Genomic DNA, 18,285 nt, shown 5'->3' with positions numbered 1-18,285 from the left:
GATCAATGGGCCGGAAGATTGTTTGCTTTGCGGACCAGCGCCGTTTTGTTTATCGATCCGTATCATCCAGCCAGTGGGATGGATCTCTAGCTCCGTGAACGACACTCACGATTAAAACCCCATAGAGTGTCGGTTCGTAAATCGCGAGATATCTGCCTTCGATAATCAGCCGCGCATTCGCGGCGATCTCGGGCCGCGGCGGGCCCATTTCCGGATGAACGGCCGCGAGTGCAAATTTGTCGAAGAATCTGCCGATCAGCCTGTCGGCGGCGCTTTCATTGTCGATCGCGATGGTGCGCCAGATATCGGCAAGGTCGCGCTTGGCGCGTGGTGTCAGCCGGTAATCAGCCACCAGCCGAACGTTCGGCTTTCAGGCTTGCAAGGAATGCCGCGGGGTCGACGGTTTCGCCGTCTCCGCTTGCCTTTCCTTCGGCGTAAGCCTGTTTCAGGCGTTCCAGTTCAAGTGCGCGAAAATCCTTGCGCTGCTGCCACAGATCAAGTGCGTCATGGACGATGTCGCTGTCGGAAGCGTATTCGCCATTTTCGACAGCATGCCGCATCCGCTCCGCCTGGCTCGGCGTCAGGGATATGGTGACGGTGCGGAGATCTCTTGCGGTCATGTCCGCAAGAATAACATGATCGGTCCCAACCGGTAAACGGCCTCAGCCAGCAACCGCCTTCCGCTCTTCCACCGGCATGAAATCATCATTCAGCAGTTCCAGGATATGCAAAATCTCCGGCGAGGTCGAGGAATAATAGACCATCTGGCCATCGCGGCGGGTGGAGACGAGATGCGCGTCGCGGAGGATCCTGAGGTGCTGCGACAGCGCCGACTGGCTAAGTTTCAGCTTTTTCGCGAGCCGGCCGACGTCCCATTCCTCGTCGATGAGAAGGCCGAGCACCAGAAGCCGGTGCGGATTGGCAAGCACGCCCAGCACGCGGGATGCTTCAAGCCTGTCGAAACTCCAATGCGTCGTATAGCTCTTCATAAGCCCCTCACCGATCAAACCCGATCTACAATCAGATTATTCCGAATATGCTAATACAACAAGGGGTCGTTGTTTGGCGATCACAGATCAGTGGGAATATGATTAAGGTATTCCGAAATTTCGACTGTCCGCCAAAGCCAGTACTGCCGGAAAACCGGCAGTCTTTCAGCGTTTCAGCTCGACCCTGATCGGCGTCAGCTTTGCAACCGGCGGACCGATGGGGGCAGGTTTGGCGTCGGTTGTATTGGCCGAGGTTTCGGCATTGGCGACCTTCGGGGCAGGGGGCTCGGCCAGCGGCCCCGCCTTCTGCAGGCTGGCGGCGATTTGCTTGAGGATGCGGGTCGTTTCCGCCGAGAGCGACCGCGGCCGGATCAGCGCTGCCGCAACCGCTTCGCCTTCCTTCTTCTTGGCGACATCAGGCCCGCGGCCATTGCCGGGATGGTTGCCGCCCGGTAGCGGGTTTTCGATGCCGGGAATGGGTCTGAGCTCGATGCCCTGATGGGCATAATCCATCAGCGTCTTGAAGGTCATGGCCGGCAGCGAGCCGCCGGTCATGTTGTTCATCGAGGTAAAATCGTCATTCCCGAACCAGACGGCCGTTGTGTAATTGCCGGTAAAGCCGATGAACCAGGCATCGCGATAGTTCTGCGACGTGCCGGTCTTGCCGCCGGTGACGATGCCACCGTCGAGTGCTGCCTTCTTGGCCGTGCCTATCACCGGGATCTGGGTCAGGATGCTGTTCATCGAGGCCATGGCCTGTTCGGACAGCACGCGTTTTGCGGCTGGTTCGTCGCGATTGTAATCGTAGAGAACCTGACCGCCGTAACCCAAAACCTGCTCGATCCCGTGGCGGCGTGATTGCATGCCGCCGGCCGGCATCACAGCATAGGCGGTGGCCTGGTCCATGACCGTCACTTCCGACGTGCCGAGCGGAATGGTCTTGTCGTTGCGCAAAGGCGTTTCCACGCCAAAGGCTTTGGCGGTGTTCACGATCACGTCCGTACCGAGATATTCCTTGGCCAGCCGGACCGGGACGGTGTTGAGCGACTGCGACATGGCCTGCAGCAGCGTCACCTTGCCCTTGTAGGAGCGGCCGTAATTCTGCGGCGACCAGCCGCGCCAGGTGATCGGCGCGTCGGAAATGGTCGATTGCGGGGTAAACCCGTTCTCCATCGCCGCCGAATAGGTATAGAGCTTGAAGGACGATCCCGGCTGGCGCAGCGCCTTGGTGGCGCGGTTGAACTGGCTTTCGCCATAGTCGCGGCCGCCGACCATGGCGCGCACACCGCCGCCATTCTCGATCATCACCATCGCGCCCTGCTTGACGCGAAAGTTCTCGCCATATTCCCGCAGGCTGGTTTCCATCGCCGCTTCCGCCGCCTGCTGCAGGCTGGTGTCGATCGTCGTGCGCACGATAACGGAATGTTCGTGCAGCTTTCCGGCTGCGGCCAGCCGCTGCACCTCGTCAAACGCCCAGTCGAGAAAATAGTCCGGCGCCTTGATGTCGGCGCGGTCGACGACGGTTGCCGGATTGCGCCTTGCGGCGATCACCTGTCCCTCGGACATGATGCCGCCCTGGACGAGATTGGTTAGGACCTCGTTGGCACGGGCGCGCGCCGCCGGCAGGTTGACATGCGGGGCATATTTCGCCGGTGCCTTGAACAAGCCGGCCAGCATCGCCGCTTCTGCAAGGTTCACATCGGTAATGCTCTTGCCGAAATAGAATTGTGCCGCTGCCGCCGCCCCAAACGTGCCGCCGCCCATATAGGCGCGGTCGAGATAAAGCGACAGGATTTCCTTCTTCGACAGATTGGCTTCCAGCCAGGTCGCCAGAAAGGCTTCCTTCACCTTGCGTTCGATCGACCGCTCATTGGTCAGGAACAGGTTTTTCGCCAGCTGCTGGGTGATAGTCGAGCCGCCCTGCACGACGCCGCCTGCCTTGGCGTTTTCGCTCATGGCGCGGGCAAGGCCCAGAAAATCGATGCCGTAATGGTCGAAGAAACGGCGGTCTTCCGTCGCCAGAACCGCCTTGATCAGGTGGTCCGGCAGCCGGTCGAAGGGCACGGAATTTTCATGGATGATACCGCGATGGCCGATCACATTGCCGTAACGGTCTAGGAAGGTGACGGCGAAATCGCCGCGATTGCGCCAGTCTTCCTTGGTTTCCTCGAAGGCCGGCTGGGCCAGCACGAGCAGGCCGAGAAAACCGAGCGTGCCCCAGGTCATCGCCTCGCTCGTCAGCTCGACGACGATACGTTTCCACCCGCGCACGCGAAAACGGCGGAAGAAGATGGTGATCTCTTCCCAGATTTCCGCGAGCCGGAAACCCAGCGTCCAGACGGTGGAATCGATCCAGGAATCGATCCGCAGGAAGATGTGGCGCTTTCTGCGCGGCTGTTGCCGGGATGGCGTGTCGGATGACTGGAGATCGTCCTGCACTGTGTAAGCCTGCCTTGGTTGCCGCCCTGTATTTCTTTCCCTATATGCGCCTTGACGGCGTTCTGCGGTGAGGGGCTTGAGCCAAAAGCTTGACGCCGCCACCTTGAGGGCTCATGAGCCTTTCACCGTTATTCAGCATTAGCTGACAAATGGTTTCCATGCGATGACCAAATGACAACAAGCTTAAAACGAGTGGATCGATATTGTTCATTTCCGCTGAAAACGCGATGCCTGAGAACGCCATGTCGGAAGATGGCATGAGCGAACAGCCATTCTGGAAGACCAAGCGCCTGGACGAGATGAACCAGCGCGAATGGGAAAGCCTGTGCGACGGCTGCGGCCTCTGTTGTCTCAACAAGCTCGAGGACTGGGACAGCGGCGACGTCGTCTTCACCTCGGTTGCCTGTCGGCTGCTCGACGGCGAAAGCTGTCAGTGCAAGGATTATCCGAACCGTCAGGCGACGGTGCCGGAATGTATCCAGCTCACCCCGCAGGAGGTCAACGACATCCCCTGGCTGCCGCCGACCTGCGGTTACCGGCTAGTGCGCGACGGCGAGGATCTCTACTGGTGGCATCCGCTCGTCTCGGGCGATCCGGAAACCGTGCACCAGGCCGGCATTTCCGCCCGCGGCCGTACGGTCAGCGAAGATGATGTGCATGTCGACGATTTCGAGGACTATGTCGTCGACTGGCCGCTGACGGTGGGGCAGAAGGGCTGAAGCCCGTTCCTGATAATCTGCCTGCTTAAGGGTAGACTGGCATGCTATGCCGTCTTGACCCCACTACATGGACTGAACGGATAAATACGTACTTAAAAGCCAGAAAAACCGAATCTATTTCGGAAAACCCGTCGATTTTCAGTGAAAATCGAAAAACAACCCTCGAAGTTTTCCTTTATATTTAATCGGAACCAATTCTCCTCTAGAATAGTTTACCGGCATCTTGCATCTATCGGTTTCCATTGGAATTGCTTTTTTCGCAAATGGCTTTGGCTTCGATGACGGTAGACATGACCCTTGCGGATCGGCTTTACGAGGCGGCTCTCGTCCCCGATCTTTGGACTGACACCTGTGAGCGCCTCGCCGCCGAGGTCGGATCCTCGACGGCGGCGATTTTCACCATCGATCCGCGCGGCACCCACCGTTTCGTCGCAACGCCCAATGTTGCCGATGTCTACGCGCAGTTTGCGGTCAGCGATCTGCGTTTCCAAAACATCCGCCCGGTCAAGGCGATGGAGCGCATGCCCTTCGCCTTCTGTCGCGATATCGATTTCCTGACGCCGGAAGAGCTGGCGGAAGACGTCATCCTCAAGGAATTCATCGAGCCGGCCGGCATGCAATGGGAGGCGGGCTACGGTTTTCAGGAACCGACCGGCCACACGATTGTCATCGCCCTGATGAAGGCCAAGGGCATGGAGCATTTCAACCAGCAGGACATCGACAAGCTAAACCTCTTGAAACCGGATCTCGCCCGCGCCGCCTATATGTCGTCGCGGCTTGCCTTTTCCGAAGCCCGGTCGATGACGGAGACGCTCTCCATGCTCGGGCTGCCGGCCGCCGTGATCGGCGACAACGGCCATGCCATTGCCATGAATGCCGAGATCGAGGCGCTGGCGCCGCGCATCCGCACCGGCGCCGGCGACAAGCTGATCCTCGAAGGGGCGGGCGCTCGCAGCCTGCTGGATGAAGCGATCGCCCGGTATCAGGCGCAGGTCGTGCCGACCGTGCAGTCCGTGCCGATCCTGCCGCGTGACGGGCAGCCGGCGCTGATCCTACATCTCCTGCCGATCCGTCGCGCCGCGCGCGATATCTTTTCCCGCTCCATGGCAGTGCTTGCCGTTACCCAGGTCGGGCATATCGGCCCGCCAGACATCCGGGTTCTCTGCGGCCTGTTCGATCTCACACCCGCCGAAGCCCGTGTCGCCCGCGGCATCGCTTTGGCCCAGACACCGGAAATGGTGGCCGCAGCACTCGGCATCTCGCTGGAAACGGCCCGCTCGCATCTGAAGCGCATCATGCTGAAAACCGGCACGACCCGGCAGGCGGAATTGGTCTTGCTGCTTTCGGGGCTCAATGCGCCGGGGCTTGGTGGCCAGCGTAGCGAGCGGATTTGAAGGAAGCGGCAAGCGCCCTATGATCTCCCCCCTTGTGGGGGAGATGTCAGCGAAAGCTGACAGAGGGGGGTGAGCAACAGTCCGGCAAGTTCAAGATGAAATGGAATGCGGGGGACACCCCCCTCTGCCCTGCCGGGCATCTCCCCCACAAGGGGGGAGATCGGCTGGCGGCGCACTCTCGCTCATGTATCAATTAAAAAGCCCCGCATCCGATCCGGACACGGGGCTTCCTTCATGTCTCAATCAACCAAAACCGTCAGGCGTTCGCCTTGTCCGCTCCCGCCCGGCCACGACGCGGCAGGATCACGGCCATCGCGATCAGCGCCAGCACGACCAGAGCGCCGGCCCCCATGCCGATCCGTGCCAGGGTCACGATGTCGGATTTCGGTCCGCCTTCGCGGATGACGCCGACGTCATGGGCGGTCACCGTCAGTTTGCTGTTGCCGTAATCCTTGAGGATATAGTTGGCGAGCGAAGCGACCTCGACATTGTCGAGCTGGGTAAGGGCATTCGGCTGGTCGCCGAAGGGCGGCATGAAGACATGGCCGCTCTCGGTCTCCCGCTCGACACCATAAAGAATGGTGGCGATCAGGTTGCTGGCATTGCTGCCTGCCGTTGCCGAATTGTGAAAAATGCTCGGGTAATAACCGTCCGCCGTGCCCTGGCCGTTAAAGCCGTGGCAGGAGGCGCAGTTGGCGGAAAAGATCTGCGCGCCGGAATGGGCGCCCTTCATGCCGTTGTCAAAACCCTTGCCACGCAGGGCGGCCAGTTCGTTGACAGGCTTGCCCTGGTCGAAACGGGTCGCGCCGGTTGCCGCTGCCGCCGGATGCGCGGAAGGCACGCTTTCCACATAGGTGGCGATCGCCTTCAGATCGGCATCGGTCAGATGCTGAAAGCTGTGGGTGATGGCTTCGCCCATGCTGCCGGCCGCCTGTGCCTTGCCGGCAAGCCGGCCGGTCTTCAGGTAGGTGACAAGCTCATCCTGGCTCCAGCTGCCGATGCCGGTCACCTTGTCGGAGGTGATGTCGGGCGCATACCACGGGCCGACCTGGGCGCCGGAAAGGTTGAGGCTCGCCTTTTCCTGCATGAAGGCGCCGCGTGGCGTGTGGCAGGTGGCGCAGTGGGCGGCACCCTCTGCGAGATAACGGCCACGGTTCCATTCCGCCGACTGCTTTGGATCGTCGGAAAGCGGCGTGTTGTTGCGGAAAAGCAGGTTCCAGCCGATCATCGACGCGCGGATATTCATCGGGAAGGGCAGGCTGGTCTCGGCATTTTTCGCCTCGACCGGCGCCACGCCCTTCATGAAATAGGCGTACATGGCATGCACGTCCGCGTCGCTCATGAAGGAATAGGCCGTATAGGGCATGGCCGGATAAAGATTGGCGCCGTCGGCGCGAACGCCCTTGCGCACCGCGTCGGAAAACTGCGCTTCGGTATAATTGCCGATGCCGGTTTCCTTCGACGGTGTGATGTTGGTCGACATGATCGTGCCGACCGGCGAATCGATCGCCAGCCCGCCGGCCATCGGCTTGCCGCCCTTGGCCGTATGGCAGGCGACGCAGTCCGAAGCGGTGGCGAGGTAACGGCCCTTTTCAACGAGGTCCGCCGGAAAATCCTGCGCAAGCGAAATCGTCGGCGCGAAGGCGACAAAGGCGAAAGGCGCTGCCAGCAGGAAGGTCTTGAAGCTCGTCATGATCAGGCTCCCCGCATCTGGGCAACGATGGCGTCGGCCGCCTTGATGGCGAGCGCGGTCATGGTGATGGTGCTGTTGCCGCAGGCGGTCGAGGCCATGGCGCCGCCGCCGGGAATGAACAGGTTCTCGTGGTCATGGGCGCGACAGTCGACATCGACGACCGAGTTGGACGCATCCTTGCCCATGATCGTGCCGCCCATGATGTGCTTGCTGTTCGAAAATTTCGGCGTGATCTTCACGTCGATCGCGCCCATCGCCGCGGCGATCTGTTTGCCGATCGGCAGCGAATAGGTTTCCGCCGACTTCCTTACGTATTCGCCGACATCATAATGGATCGACGGTTTTGGCAGGCCGAGCCAGTCCTTCTTGGCCGAGAGCGTCAGGCGGTTGTTCGGATCGGGCAGGACTTCGTGCGCTGCGACGATATCGGCGGTGCAGGCCGTCATGCGGCGGATTTCCTCGTCCAGCGCCTTGCCGACAAGGCCTTTCTTCAGGGCCGCGAAGGTCACGAAGCGGTTGCGGGCAAAGTTGTTGTAGCGGAAATAGGCGCCGGCATGTTCCGAGCGGAACGCGCCTTGCGAGGTTTCCATGATGCCCGAATTGACGACCGGGCCGAGGCCCGACCAGAAGGGCTCCTTGGTGGTGACCGTCAACGTGCGGGCCGGATGGTCCATCATGTTGCGGCCGACCTGATCGGAAGAATTGGCAACGCCGTTCGGGTTGCGGTCATTGGCCGACATCAGGAGCAGTTTCGGGTTTTCCAGACCGTTGCAGGCGAGTACGAAAAGCTTGCCGGTGATGCGGTGGCTTTCCTTGTGCTGGTCGTAGAAATGAACGGCCTCGATCTTGTTCTGGGCGTTGGTCTCGACCTTGTAGACGACCGAATCGACCAGCAGGGTCACGCCCTTGCGCTCAAGGCGGCCAAGCGAGGTTTCCGCATCGTATTTGGCAGCGACGGGACAGACCGGAACGCAATTGTTGTTGGCGCAGCAGGCCGGGCGGCCGTCATAAGGCATGCCGCTATTGCGCGCCTGCGCGACCGGAATGTTGGTGTAACCCAGCGTCTTCACGACTTCGGTGAATTTCTGTTCGCCCGGCGAGAAGGGGAAGGAGGGCATCAGATAGGGCGCCGAACGCGCGCCGGTCTGCGGCCATTGCAGAGCCCGGTCGCTCGGGCCGGAAATGCCGAGCTTGTGTTCGGTGCGGACGTAATAGGGCTCCAGCGTATCGTAATCGAAAGCCCAGTCGCGGCCGACGCCGTAAAGCGAATGCAAGCGCATGTCTTCCGGCGTCAGGCGCCAGGACGTGCCGGCCCAGTGCCAGGTCGAGCCGCCGGCATAACGGATGAAGGTCTGGTCGTAAGGATCCGGACCGGTGAACTGCAGATAGGCGTCTTCCGGCTTGTCGGCGCCGGTCGGATGCGGCGCCCAGGGGCGCGGCGGGTAGGCGACGGACGTATCGCCCTTGACGCCGAGCGGCGCGTTGCGCCAGTTCTCGACCACTTCGGCACGCGTCACGCGCGGCCCGGCCTCGATCATCAGCACGGAATGGCCTGCATCGATGAGCTGTTCGGCGATCACGACGCCAACCACGCCCGTTCCGACGACAATGACGTCGGCACTCGTCTTGGTAACCATGGGAAATGTCTCTCTAGGGCAGGGGTGGCGTCAGAAGGTCGGCATCGGTGCGGACAGAGGCAGGTTCGGCCTCGTCCACAGGTTCGGGCCGGAAAATCCAAAGGACGGGATGGTGACGACATCGCTCGTCGTCTTGAAGGTCAGCGCTTCCTCATAGGTAAACACCTTGGCGTCGCGCTTTTCGGAGGAACAGCCGCTATACCAGGCAAAAATCACCCAATGGGCGAAGTCCTTGAGTTCGCCATCCGGAATATCGGTGAAGAAATCCTCGACCGTCTTGGCCTGCTTCTTCTCGGCAATGGCGATGATCGCATCCAGCATGGGTGAAAAATTCTTGTACTGGCTGGTCGCCGTCTCGGCGATACGGGCGCCGATATCCGGGTTGAGCTGGTGGTTGATCAGCAGCGTCGACAGCCGCATGAACCGTGTTTCAGCTGCCGAATCGACGGCGGCAAAGGACAGGGCCGGATGGGCCGCGGCGATCAGGGTGGCGCTGCCGAGCAGCATGCTGCGCCGGGACAGCATCAGCTGCCCGAACGGATCTCTGGATTGTCTGGTCATCGATTTTGTGGCCTTGGGGAGCGGGATGGGGAGGGGCAGGTGTTTCGCCCAGACATCCTGTCTGGGAATGCGCGGAAGGGCAGTTGTGCACGCATCATGGCGGATGCGTTGCGTCTGCGGTCGATCTCGGGCAATGTCGCGCGCTGCGGAGATGTCGTTGGCATCTCGACGTCGGAAAGCACGGGAGTGGTTAGGTTTTCGACCATTTGGAGTTTCGACTCGGCAGCGGATGTGGTGCGACACTCGATCGCATTGCTTCCGATCCGAAATAGTTGGATAGCTGATTATCAGCTACGCCACTAATTATCGATTGTCAATCGAGGTGAGGAGCGTGGACGTCGTATGCTGACTGCCAACCATATGCTGAACACACACGGGATCCTGCTCAGGCGCTGCCAGCAGGTCGCATTGGCCATTTTCAGCAAGGAGGCGGCGGAGCTCGATTTTTCCCCGACCCAGTATAGCGCGCTCGCTTTTGTGCATATCGAGCCCGGTATCCACCAGAATACGCTCGGCGAGAGAATCGCGCTCGACCGTTCGTCGGTGACCAAATGTGTGGAAATCCTCGAGGCCCGCGGTCTCATCCGCCGCGAGGTGGACAAGAAGGACAAGCGCGCCCGGCTTCTCTACATCACCCCCGAGGGCAGCGCCCTGCTCGACCAGGTTGCCGCCGCCGCCGCCCGCGCCAGAAAGCGCATCGAGGGCATGCTGGGCGAGGAGCGGTTTGCCGGGTTTCTGAAGGATTTGAAGGCGTTCAGCGAGATGCTGGACGACAAGGGGTAAAGGCTGAAGGCGGATCCATCCGTCCTGCGCTGGCGGCAGGCTTGCCCGCCGCCAGCTTTCGCCACACGGAGATTGCAACGTTTCCGGGGGTGGCGAACTCAAAGCATGCCGATCGGATCCGTTATTCGGTGATCTCGACCGGTGTTCCGTCCGGCATCAGGATCACGGCCTCGTAAAAGCCGTCGCCCGTGAGGCGCGGGCCGGAGGCAAGGCAGCCATCCTGGCCGCAGCGCCCGGCCAAAGCATCGACGGCGTCCCGGCTGCCAAGCGAAACGGCGATATGGTCCCAGCCGACATGTTCATTATCGAGGCGACCACGCAGCCACGGTCCCGTCATCAGTTCTATCTGGTCCGGTCCATCGGGAAGCTGCACGAAACGCGAGACAAAGCCTTCGCGTCTTCTGCTGTGATAGGGCTCTCCCACCGTGGCGCCGAAATAAGTCTCCCAGAAGGAGGCTGCGGCATCGAGATCCCTGGTCCAGAGCGCCGAATGGGCGATTCGCATGGTCATGCTCCCTTACTGGAATGTTTGGCGCTGGAACGGGTGACGAAACCGGCGGAAAGCGGGACGATGCAGAGCAGGGCGGCCAGCATCCAGAACGAGGCGCCAAGACCGACATGATGGGCGATGAAGCCGATGCTGGCCGGCCCGAGCAGGACCCCGGCATAACCGGTCGTGGTGATGGCCGCGACCGCCAGACCCGATGGCATGACCGTCTGTGACCCGCCCTGCCGGAACAGCACCGGCACGATATTGGCAGCGCCGAGGCCGATCAGCAGGAAGCCGCTCATGGCAATCAGCGTGATCGGGCAAAGCAGGATGATGGCAAAGCCGGTTATGGCGACGATACCGCCCCAGATCAGCGTTGCCCGGTCACCCAGGCGGGCGGTCATGGCGTCGCCGCTGAACCGGCCGATGGTCATGGCGATCGCGAACAGGATATAGCCAATTCCACCATGCGCGTCCGAAACATGGCCCGTGCCGGTGAGAAGCAGCGCACTCCAGTCCAGAATGGCGCCTTCGACGAGGAAGGTGATCGCAGCCAGGATCGCCAGCAAAAGCACGATACCGCGCGGCACGGCAAACAGCGGGGCGTCCTCGGCCTGTGCCGTGTCAAGCAGTCTCGGCCAGGCCACGAGCACGGCGGCGATCATGATTGCCGCGCAGATGAGCGTTGCCGTGAATGCACCGATATTGACCGAAAGAAATCCCGTCATCAGCAGCGAACCGGCAAAGCCGCCAATGCTGAACAGGGCATGGAAGCCGGACATTAGCGGCTTGCCGGCATCCTTCTCCACCTCGACGGCATGAATATTCATCGCGACATCGAGCGAGCCGAGGGCGCCGCCAAAGACCGCAAGCGCGATCCCGAGCGTCAGCGGACTGCCGGCAAGGGTGAGAAACGGTAGGGCAATGGCCATGACAAGGCCGCCGGCAATGATGATCGGCTTGCTGCCGAAACGGGCGCTCAATATGCCCGTCGCGATCATCGCCGCCACGGATCCGAGGCCGAGGCAGAGCAGCAGGCCGCCGAGAACGCCGTCATCGACGCCGAGCCGCTGCTTGGCAAACGGCACCAGCGGCGCCCAGCAGGCTAGGCCAAAACCGGCGACCAGAAAAGCAAGACGGGTCGCCAGCCGGGTTTCCGGCCGATCAGCAGAAAGCATGTTATTTCCTCTGGACTAAGGTCAGTTCGTCGTTGATGCAGGTGCCGCCCGGACGAGGTTGAAACCCGCCTGCGTCAGCTTTTCCGCCTCGTTCGCCGGCAGGTCGCTTTCGACGAAGAGAGTTTCGATCTGTGACGGGGTGGCGATGCGATAGGGCGCGCGTTCCTGGAATTTTTCCGATGTTGCAAGCACCGAACATGTCGCGCTGTTCTGCAGCACGGCGCGCTTGAAAATCGCATCCGCATGGTCATGCACGTTTATGCCGGTTGCGCCGGAAACCGCGCAGGCGCCGATGAAGCAGCGATCGATGTTGAGCAGGCTGACCGCAGCAATCGCCGATGCATCGACACTGCCGCCGACATGGCGGTTGAAGGCGCCGCCGATCAGGATGAGTTCGATATCCTCGCGCCTGGCAAGTGCGGCGGCGATATCCAGCGAATTGGTGGCGACGGTTAGGCCAAGCTCCGGCGCTAGGCAATCCACCATGGCAAGATTGGTGCTGCCGCTATCCAGAAACACCAGTTCTCCGGGCTTTATCGTCTTGGCCGCGGCCTGGGCGAGCTGGCTTTTGCGCACCGAACCCTCGCTGACGCGGAGCGCCATTGGCCGTGCGGATGCGAGTAGGGGCACGGCGCCGCCATAAACGCGGCGGCATTTCCCCTCCGCGGCAAGCGCCCTCAGATCGCGGCGGATCGCATCTTCCGAGACGTCGAATTCGTCGGCAAGGGATGTGGCCGACACCTGTTGCCCTGCCGCAAGCCGGGCCTCAATGACGTCACGTCTGGAAGATGGAAGACAATCGCTCATAAGTGTGCACTAACGTGCATAAATATGCGAGTCAACGGGCGAAAAGATTGAGACCGTGCGAAATCAAGAATTTTGGGTGGGGATTTTCCCCATGATGGTCGGCTGCATGTCATGCAGCGCTTGCCGTATCTGAGCCTTTTCGACCCTTACGCCACGCCTCTGACTTCTTCGCCATCTCCCTCGCGTCCTCGTACCGCCATCCGTGTCACGTCCCGTTTCGGCGGCTCGCCGAACATGCGGGCATATTCGCGGCTGAACTGCGAAGGGCTTTCATAGCCGACCTGAAAAGCCGCAGCCTCGACATTCAGCCCGTGCGACACCATCAGCCGCCGGGCTTCGAGCAGCCGCAACTGCTTCTGGTACTGCAGCGGCGAAAGCGCGGTCAGCGCCTTGAACTGGCGGTGAAAGGCAGACGGGCTCATCTGGGCGATGGCGGCAAGGTCGTCGACGCGGATTTGAGCGGCAAATTTTTCACGCAGTGTCCGCATCGCCTCCAGCACCCGGTGCGATGGCGTGCTGGTCATCGCCATCCGGGCGATTTCGCCGCCATGTGGGCCGCTTAACAGCCAGTAGCAGATTTCGCGCATGATCACCGGATAGAGCGTCGGGATCGCAGAGGGCGTATCGAGAAGGCGCACGAGGCGCAGCGCGCAATCGGCAAGCGGGCCTTTAAAATCGGTGACCAGCACGCCACGGCCACTCTCGCCCATCGGCTTTGGCGGCGGTGAGAGACCCTCGATCACGCTGCGCATGATCTCCAGATCGAGGGCGAGGATCAGCACAAGGCAGGGCTCTTCCGGGCTGGCCTCGCTGACGCGTCCGATCGATGGCGCCTCGACGCCGACGACCAAAGCCTCACCCGCCCGATATTCCAGCTTCGTGCCGCCGAATGTCGCCCATTTTGCCCCCTGCGCCACGATGCAGAGCGCCGGCTGCGACATCCGGTGCGCCGGCGGTTTGGGATGGTCGGAGCGCAGCACGATCATGGTCTCGATCGGCGTAAAATAAGGATTTTCGCCTTCCTGCCGCTCCGTATAGCGCCGCAGGGCCGCCGCCAGTTCTTCCATGTCTTTTCGATCTCCGCTCGGCGAAAGTGACGTGCATTCTACGATGCAGAACAGGAATAGGCAAGAATTGGCGCGGTTCCGGCATTCAATTCGGCCACCTTGAGGGCCTATGGTCGGGGCAGGAATTCAGCCAAGGAGACTGGCCATGACAACCGAAACTCAAGCAAATTCAGCCAAGAAGATCGCCCTGATTACCGGTGGCAGCCGTGGCATCGGCCGCAGTGCGGTGCTGGCGCTGGCAAAGCGCGGCGTCAGCTCGATCTTCACCTACAATTCAAATCAGGCAGAAGCGAAAAAGGTGGTGGCCCTTGCCGCCGAGGCCGGTGTGACGGCGATCGCCCTGCAGCTTGATGCCGGCAAGCCCGCGTCGTTTGCGGATTTCGCCGACCGTGTGAAGGCGGCGCTTGGCAGGATCGGTGCCGAACGTTTCGACTATCTCGTCAACAATGCCGGCATCTCCTCGACCGCGACGCTGGCAAGCGGCACGGAAGCCGAGCTAGACGCGCAGTTTGCCGTGCATTTCAAGGGCGTTTTTCTGCTCACCCAAGCGCTGCTGCCGCTGATCAATGATGGCGGCCGCATCGTCAATATTTCCTCCGGCCTTGCCCGTTTCGCGATGAATGGCCGGGCGATCTACGGGCCGATGAAGGCGGCGGTCGAGGCGCTGACCCGCTACATGGCGGTCGAGCTTGGTCCGCGCGGCATTTCCGCCAATGTCGTGGCGCCGGGCGCCATCGCCACCGATTTCAGCGGCGGCATGGTGCGTGACAATCCGGATGTCAACAAGGCGGTCGCCAGTCACACCGCGCTTGGACGCGTCGGCCTGCCGGATGATGTCGGCACGGTGATCGCCGGTCTTCTCTCGGATGAGTTCGGCTGGGTCAATGCCCAGCGGATCGAGGTTTCGGGCGGCATCCATATCTGAGCATTCGGGTGGGGGAAACGACAAGAGCCGGAGGCGGGAAGGGCGCATTGTCCGCATCGCCGACAGCTCTCCGTCCCCGCCTTCACTGCCCGTCCTGCTGCCTTTGTTGCCGCTTGGGCCGGGTGCCGCTGAAGGATTGTGACGAAGTCTCGGATGCCCCTTGACCTTCCCATGATGGGAAGCCTTACATGGGGTGCGAAAGCGAGATCGTCCCATGAACCAGATCGTCGACCCAAAGCGTATTCCCCTGACCTTTCCCGTCGAAGGCATGACCTGCGCCTCCTGCGTCCGTCGCGTCGAAACCGGTGCCGCGAAAGTGCCGGGCGTGGAAAAGAGCGCCGTCAATTTTGCGACGAAAAAGCTGACCGTCGAGACGGGCGAAGGGTTCGATCCGCAAAACCTCGAAAAGGCGATCCGCAAGCTGGGATACGAAGTGCCGGCCGGTGCGATGGATCATGCCTTGCGGGAGGCGGGGTATGCGCAGGACCAGAGCCAGGATCCGCCCCTCACCCTAACCCTCTCCCCGCAGGCGGGGAGAGAGGACGTGCCCAGTTCGGCATCGATGGGGGACGGCAACAGTGCAACGGGTCCCTTCTCCCCGTCAGGACGGGGAGAAGGGACCGAAGGACGCAGCCGGATGAGGGGCGGCGCAGAGCATGCGACTCATATGCACATGTCGGATGATCAGCATTCACCCCTCGATCACGCCCATATGGACCACACCCATTCCAGCGATGCCCATGCCGGCCACGACCATGCTTCCCATAGCCATGCCGCCCACGACCATATGCACATGCACCAGGGCGAGGCAGGCCTGCTCCGGCGTGACCTCATCATCGCCTTCATCCTCACCCTGCCGGTCTTCGTGCTGGAAATGGCGGGCCATGCCTACCCGCCCTTCCATCACTGGCTGATGGGCGTCATCGAGACCCAAAACCTCTATTATCTCTATTTCGTCCTCGCCACGGCAGTGATCTTTTGGCCCGGTTTTCGTTTCCTGAAGATCGGCCTGCCGGCTCTGTTTCGCGGCCATCCGGAGATGAATTCGCTGGTCGCGGTCGGCGTTCTCGCCGCCTATCTCTATTCGCTGGTCACCACCTTCGCGCCGGAATTTTTGCCGGAGGCGGCCCGCTACGTCTATTACGAGGCGGCGACCGTCATCACCGTGCTGATCCTGTTCGGCCGTCTGATCGAGGCGCGCGCCACCGGCCGCACCGGCGAGGCGGTCGCGAAACTTGCCGGCATGCAGGCAAAAACCGCGCGGGTCGAACGCAACGGTGAGGTGCTCGACATCCCGGCCGCAGAGGTCCGGGTCGGCGATATCATCCTCGTCCGCCCCGGCGAAAGGCTGCCGGTCGATGGCACTGTCATCGACGGCACGTCCAATATCGACGAATCGATGATTTCCGGTGAACCGCTGCCTGTCGAAAAAACGGCCGGATCACCGGTCACCGGCGGCACGATCAACCGCACCGGCGCCTTCCGATTCAGGGCGAAAAAGGTCGGCCGCGATACGATGCTGTCCGGCATCATCCGCATGGTCGAACAGGCGCAAGGGGCAAAACTGCCGATCCAGGCGCTGGTCGATCGCGTCACGGCCTGGTTCGTTCCGGCGGTCATCGCGCTGGCGGCCATCACCTTCATCATCTGGTTCGTGTTCGGTCCGGAGCCGGCGCTCACCCATGCGCTGATCAATGCCGTCGCCGTGCTGATCATCGCCTGCCCCTGCGCCATGGGCCTTGCCGTCCCGGTCTCGATCGTTGTCGGCGGTGGACGTGCGGCGGAGCTCGGCGTGTTGTTCCGCAAGGGCGAGGCGCTGCAGCAGCTGAGCGATGTCTCCATGGTCGTCCTCGATAAGACCGGCACGATCACGCTCGGCCGGCCGGAACTGACGGATCTCGTTGTTGCGGAAGGTTTTGAAGAGGCTGAGGTTTTGGGGCTGGTCGCTGCCGTCGAGGCGCAGTCGGAACATCCGATCGCCGATGCCATCGTCAAGGCAGCAGAGGCGAGGGGGCTTGTCCTGTCAAAAGTCGAGGCCTTTTCCTCGATCACCGGCTACGGCATCGAGGCCACTGTCGGAGGCCGCAAAATTCTGGTTGGCGCCGACCGGCTGATGCAAAAGTCCGGCCTCTCCGTGGATGCGTTTTCAAGCGTGGCGACACGGCTTGGCGACGAAGGCAAGACACCGCTCTACGCTGCAATCGACGGAAAACCGGCCGCCATTATCGCGGTAGCCGATCCGCTGAAACCGTCGAGTGTTGCGGCGATCAAGCGTCTGCAGGCGCTGGGTATCGAGGTGGCGATGGTGACCGGCGACAATCGCCGCACGGCGGATGCGATTGCCCGAAAAGTCGGTATCGAGCGGGTGTTTGCCGAGGTTCTGCCAGAGGGCAAGGTGGAGGCGATCCGGACGCTGCAGGGCGGCGAGGCAGAAAGCCCCTCACCCAGCCTCCGCTCCGCTCGGCTCACCCTCTCCCCGCAAGCGGGGCGAGGGGAAATCGAGACGTTGCGGCATATCCCTTCTCCCCGCGAGCGGGGAAAAGGTGCCGGTAGGCGGATGAGGGGCGAGCCTTCCTCCTCGAAAAAACTCGCCTTCGTCGGCGACGGCATCAACGATGCGCCGGCACTCGCTGCCGCCGATATCGGCATCGCGATTGGCACCGGCACGGATATCGCCATCGAAAGCGCTGATGTCGTGCTGGTCGGTGGCGATCTCTCGGGCGTTGTCTCGGCGATCGGTGTCAGCCGCGCGACGATGAAGAATATTCGCCAGAACCTGTTCTGGGCTTTTGGCTACAACGTGGCGCTGATCCCGGTTGCGGCCGGCGTGCTTTATCCGATCGCCGGCATCACGCTGTCGCCGATGATCGGGGCTGCGGCGATGGCGCTGTCCAGTGTTTTTGTGCTCGGCAATGCGCTGAGACTGAAGACGTTTAAACTCGGAGAAATAAGATGAATATCGGCCAGGCCTCGGACGCATCCGGCGTTTCGGCCAAAATGATCCGTTATTACGAGGAGATCGGCCTGATCCGGCCGGCCTCGCGCAGCGGCAATAATTACCGGGTTTATGATGAGGAACAGGTGCATGTCCTGCGCTTCGTCCGGCGTGCCCGCTCGCTCGGGTTTTCGCTGGAAGAGACCGAGACGCTCCTAAAACTCTGGCAGGACAAGAGCCGCACCAGCGCCGCCGTCAAGGAGGTCGCGACCGGCCATATCGCCGATCTCGAACGGCGCATTGCCGAAATGCAGGGCATGGTGAAGACGTTAAAACATCTCGCCCATTGCTGCGGCGGCGACCACCGCCCGGATTGCCCGATCCTCGACGATCTTGCCGGCGAAAAGCCGCTCCACGATCAGCATCACCATCACGAAGGAGAATTGAGATGACCGCGACCTTCACCGTATCCGACATGACCTGCGGCCATTGCGAAAAGACCGTGCGCGGCGCTTTGGAAGACGTGCTGCCGGGCGCTGCCGTCACCATCGACCTTTCCGCCCATAAGGTGACGGTCGAGGGCGATGCCGCAAAGGCCGAAGAGGCGATCCGCGAGGCGGGTTATACGCCGGAACGGGCGTGATATTATAAAGGCCGCCGACGTGACG

The 18,285-nt window shown here is 61.6% G+C and carries 18 protein-coding genes; 7 read left to right on the top strand and 11 right to left on the bottom strand.

Features of this window, described 5'->3' with window-relative positions; translation table 11 throughout:
* Nucleotides 1-49 precede the first annotated feature (49 nt).
* From FHW37_RS13680 to FHW37_RS13665, 4 genes are all read right to left on the bottom strand, one after another.
* On the bottom strand, nucleotides 50-352 hold the full coding sequence (locus FHW37_RS13680; RefSeq protein ID WP_145637388.1) for a type II toxin-antitoxin system RelE/ParE family toxin: 303 nt from the start codon (nucleotides 350-352) through the stop codon (nucleotides 50-52).
* Nucleotides 345-620 carry a ribbon-helix-helix domain-containing protein gene (locus FHW37_RS13675; protein ID WP_145637385.1) on the bottom strand — a complete coding sequence of 92 codons (276 nt, stop codon included), beginning with the start codon at nucleotides 618-620 and terminating at the stop codon, nucleotides 345-347. Before FHW37_RS13675 ends, FHW37_RS13680 begins: the two co-directional genes overlap by 8 nt.
* A 42-nt stretch (nucleotides 621-662) precedes the next feature.
* Entirely contained in the window at nucleotides 663-989 is a 327-nt protein-coding gene (locus FHW37_RS13670; RefSeq protein ID WP_145637382.1) for an ArsR/SmtB family transcription factor, read from the bottom strand.
* A 165-nt stretch (nucleotides 990-1,154) separates the two neighbouring features.
* A complete protein-coding gene (locus FHW37_RS13665; RefSeq protein WP_145637379.1) occupies nucleotides 1,155-3,428 on the bottom strand; it encodes a transglycosylase domain-containing protein in 2,274 nt (757 codons plus the stop codon).
* Between the two features lie 257 nt (nucleotides 3,429-3,685).
* Between FHW37_RS13665 and FHW37_RS13660 the strand changes: the two genes are divergently transcribed.
* Both FHW37_RS13660 and FHW37_RS13655 read left to right on the top strand, forming a co-directional pair.
* Nucleotides 3,686-4,147, top strand: a complete 462-nt coding sequence (locus FHW37_RS13660) for a YcgN family cysteine cluster protein (protein WP_145637376.1) — start codon at nucleotides 3,686-3,688, stop codon at nucleotides 4,145-4,147.
* Between the two features lie 290 nt (nucleotides 4,148-4,437).
* Nucleotides 4,438-5,541: a helix-turn-helix transcriptional regulator gene (locus tag FHW37_RS13655; RefSeq protein WP_186458250.1), complete on the top strand. Its 1,104-nt coding sequence runs from the start codon at nucleotides 4,438-4,440 to the stop codon at nucleotides 5,539-5,541.
* Nucleotides 5,542-5,797: 256 nt separating this feature from the next.
* Here FHW37_RS13655 and FHW37_RS13650 read toward each other — a convergent pair whose 3' ends face one another.
* Genes FHW37_RS13650 through FHW37_RS13640 form a run of 3 tightly spaced genes read right to left on the bottom strand, consistent with a single transcriptional unit; the run spans nucleotide 5,798 to nucleotide 9,432 of the window.
* Nucleotides 5,798-7,234 carry a cytochrome c gene (locus FHW37_RS13650; protein WP_145637369.1) on the bottom strand — a complete coding sequence of 479 codons (1,437 nt, stop codon included), beginning with the start codon at nucleotides 7,232-7,234 and terminating at the stop codon, nucleotides 5,798-5,800.
* 2 nt (nucleotides 7,235-7,236) lie between these two features.
* On the bottom strand, nucleotides 7,237-8,871 hold the full coding sequence (locus FHW37_RS13645; RefSeq protein ID WP_145637366.1) for a GMC family oxidoreductase: 1,635 nt from the start codon (nucleotides 8,869-8,871) through the stop codon (nucleotides 7,237-7,239).
* 30 nt (nucleotides 8,872-8,901) lie between these two features.
* Nucleotides 8,902-9,432 (bottom strand): sorbitol dehydrogenase family protein, encoded by a 531-nt coding sequence (locus tag FHW37_RS13640; protein WP_145637364.1) that lies wholly within the window; start codon nucleotides 9,430-9,432, stop codon nucleotides 8,902-8,904.
* A gap of 342 nt (nucleotides 9,433-9,774) precedes the next feature.
* On the opposite strand from FHW37_RS13640, the gene FHW37_RS13635 reads away from it, so the two are divergent.
* Nucleotides 9,775-10,215, top strand: a complete 441-nt coding sequence (locus FHW37_RS13635; RefSeq protein ID WP_145637361.1) for a MarR family winged helix-turn-helix transcriptional regulator — start codon at nucleotides 9,775-9,777, stop codon at nucleotides 10,213-10,215.
* A 121-nt stretch (nucleotides 10,216-10,336) separates the two neighbouring features.
* Here FHW37_RS13635 and FHW37_RS13630 read toward each other — a convergent pair whose 3' ends face one another.
* From FHW37_RS13630 to FHW37_RS13615, 4 genes are all read right to left on the bottom strand, one after another.
* Nucleotides 10,337-10,720, bottom strand: a complete 384-nt coding sequence (locus FHW37_RS13630; protein ID WP_145637358.1) for a VOC family protein — start codon at nucleotides 10,718-10,720, stop codon at nucleotides 10,337-10,339.
* 2 nt (nucleotides 10,721-10,722) lie between these two features.
* On the bottom strand, nucleotides 10,723-11,883 hold the full coding sequence (locus tag FHW37_RS13625; RefSeq protein WP_145637355.1) for an MFS transporter: 1,161 nt from the start codon (nucleotides 11,881-11,883) through the stop codon (nucleotides 10,723-10,725).
* Between the two features lie 21 nt (nucleotides 11,884-11,904).
* Nucleotides 11,905-12,690 carry a DeoR/GlpR family DNA-binding transcription regulator gene (locus tag FHW37_RS13620; protein ID WP_145637352.1) on the bottom strand — a complete coding sequence of 262 codons (786 nt, stop codon included), beginning with the start codon at nucleotides 12,688-12,690 and terminating at the stop codon, nucleotides 11,905-11,907.
* A 146-nt stretch (nucleotides 12,691-12,836) separates the two neighbouring features.
* Nucleotides 12,837-13,757, bottom strand: a complete 921-nt coding sequence (locus FHW37_RS13615; protein ID WP_145637349.1) for an AraC family transcriptional regulator — start codon at nucleotides 13,755-13,757, stop codon at nucleotides 12,837-12,839.
* 145 nt (nucleotides 13,758-13,902) lie between these two features.
* Between FHW37_RS13615 and FHW37_RS13610 the strand changes: the two genes are divergently transcribed.
* The 4 genes from FHW37_RS13610 to FHW37_RS13590 all read left to right on the top strand — a co-directional run bounded on the left by FHW37_RS13610 (nucleotide 13,903) and on the right by FHW37_RS13590 (nucleotide 18,260).
* A complete protein-coding gene (locus tag FHW37_RS13610) occupies nucleotides 13,903-14,682 on the top strand; it encodes an SDR family NAD(P)-dependent oxidoreductase (RefSeq protein WP_145637347.1) in 780 nt (259 codons plus the stop codon).
* A gap of 214 nt (nucleotides 14,683-14,896) precedes the next feature.
* The gene (locus tag FHW37_RS13605) at nucleotides 14,897-17,638 is read left to right on the top strand and encodes a heavy metal translocating P-type ATPase (RefSeq protein WP_186458249.1); all 2,742 of its coding nucleotides are present in this window, start codon (nucleotides 14,897-14,899) and stop codon (nucleotides 17,636-17,638) included.
* A complete protein-coding gene (gene cueR, locus FHW37_RS13595; RefSeq protein WP_145637344.1) occupies nucleotides 17,635-18,069 on the top strand; it encodes a Cu(I)-responsive transcriptional regulator in 435 nt (144 codons plus the stop codon). The genes FHW37_RS13605 and cueR overlap by 4 nt, the downstream gene beginning before the upstream one ends.
* Nucleotides 18,066-18,260, top strand: coding sequence for a heavy-metal-associated domain-containing protein (locus FHW37_RS13590; protein WP_145637341.1), 195 nt, complete (start codon nucleotides 18,066-18,068; stop codon nucleotides 18,258-18,260). The genes cueR and FHW37_RS13590 overlap by 4 nt, the downstream gene beginning before the upstream one ends.
* The last annotated feature ends 25 nt before the right edge of the window (nucleotides 18,261-18,285 follow it).

The sequence above is a fragment of the Neorhizobium alkalisoli genome (assembly GCF_007829835.1).
GTDB lineage: Bacteria > Pseudomonadota > Alphaproteobacteria > Rhizobiales > Rhizobiaceae > Neorhizobium.
This window is presented reverse-complemented; position numbering and strand designations above follow the sequence as displayed.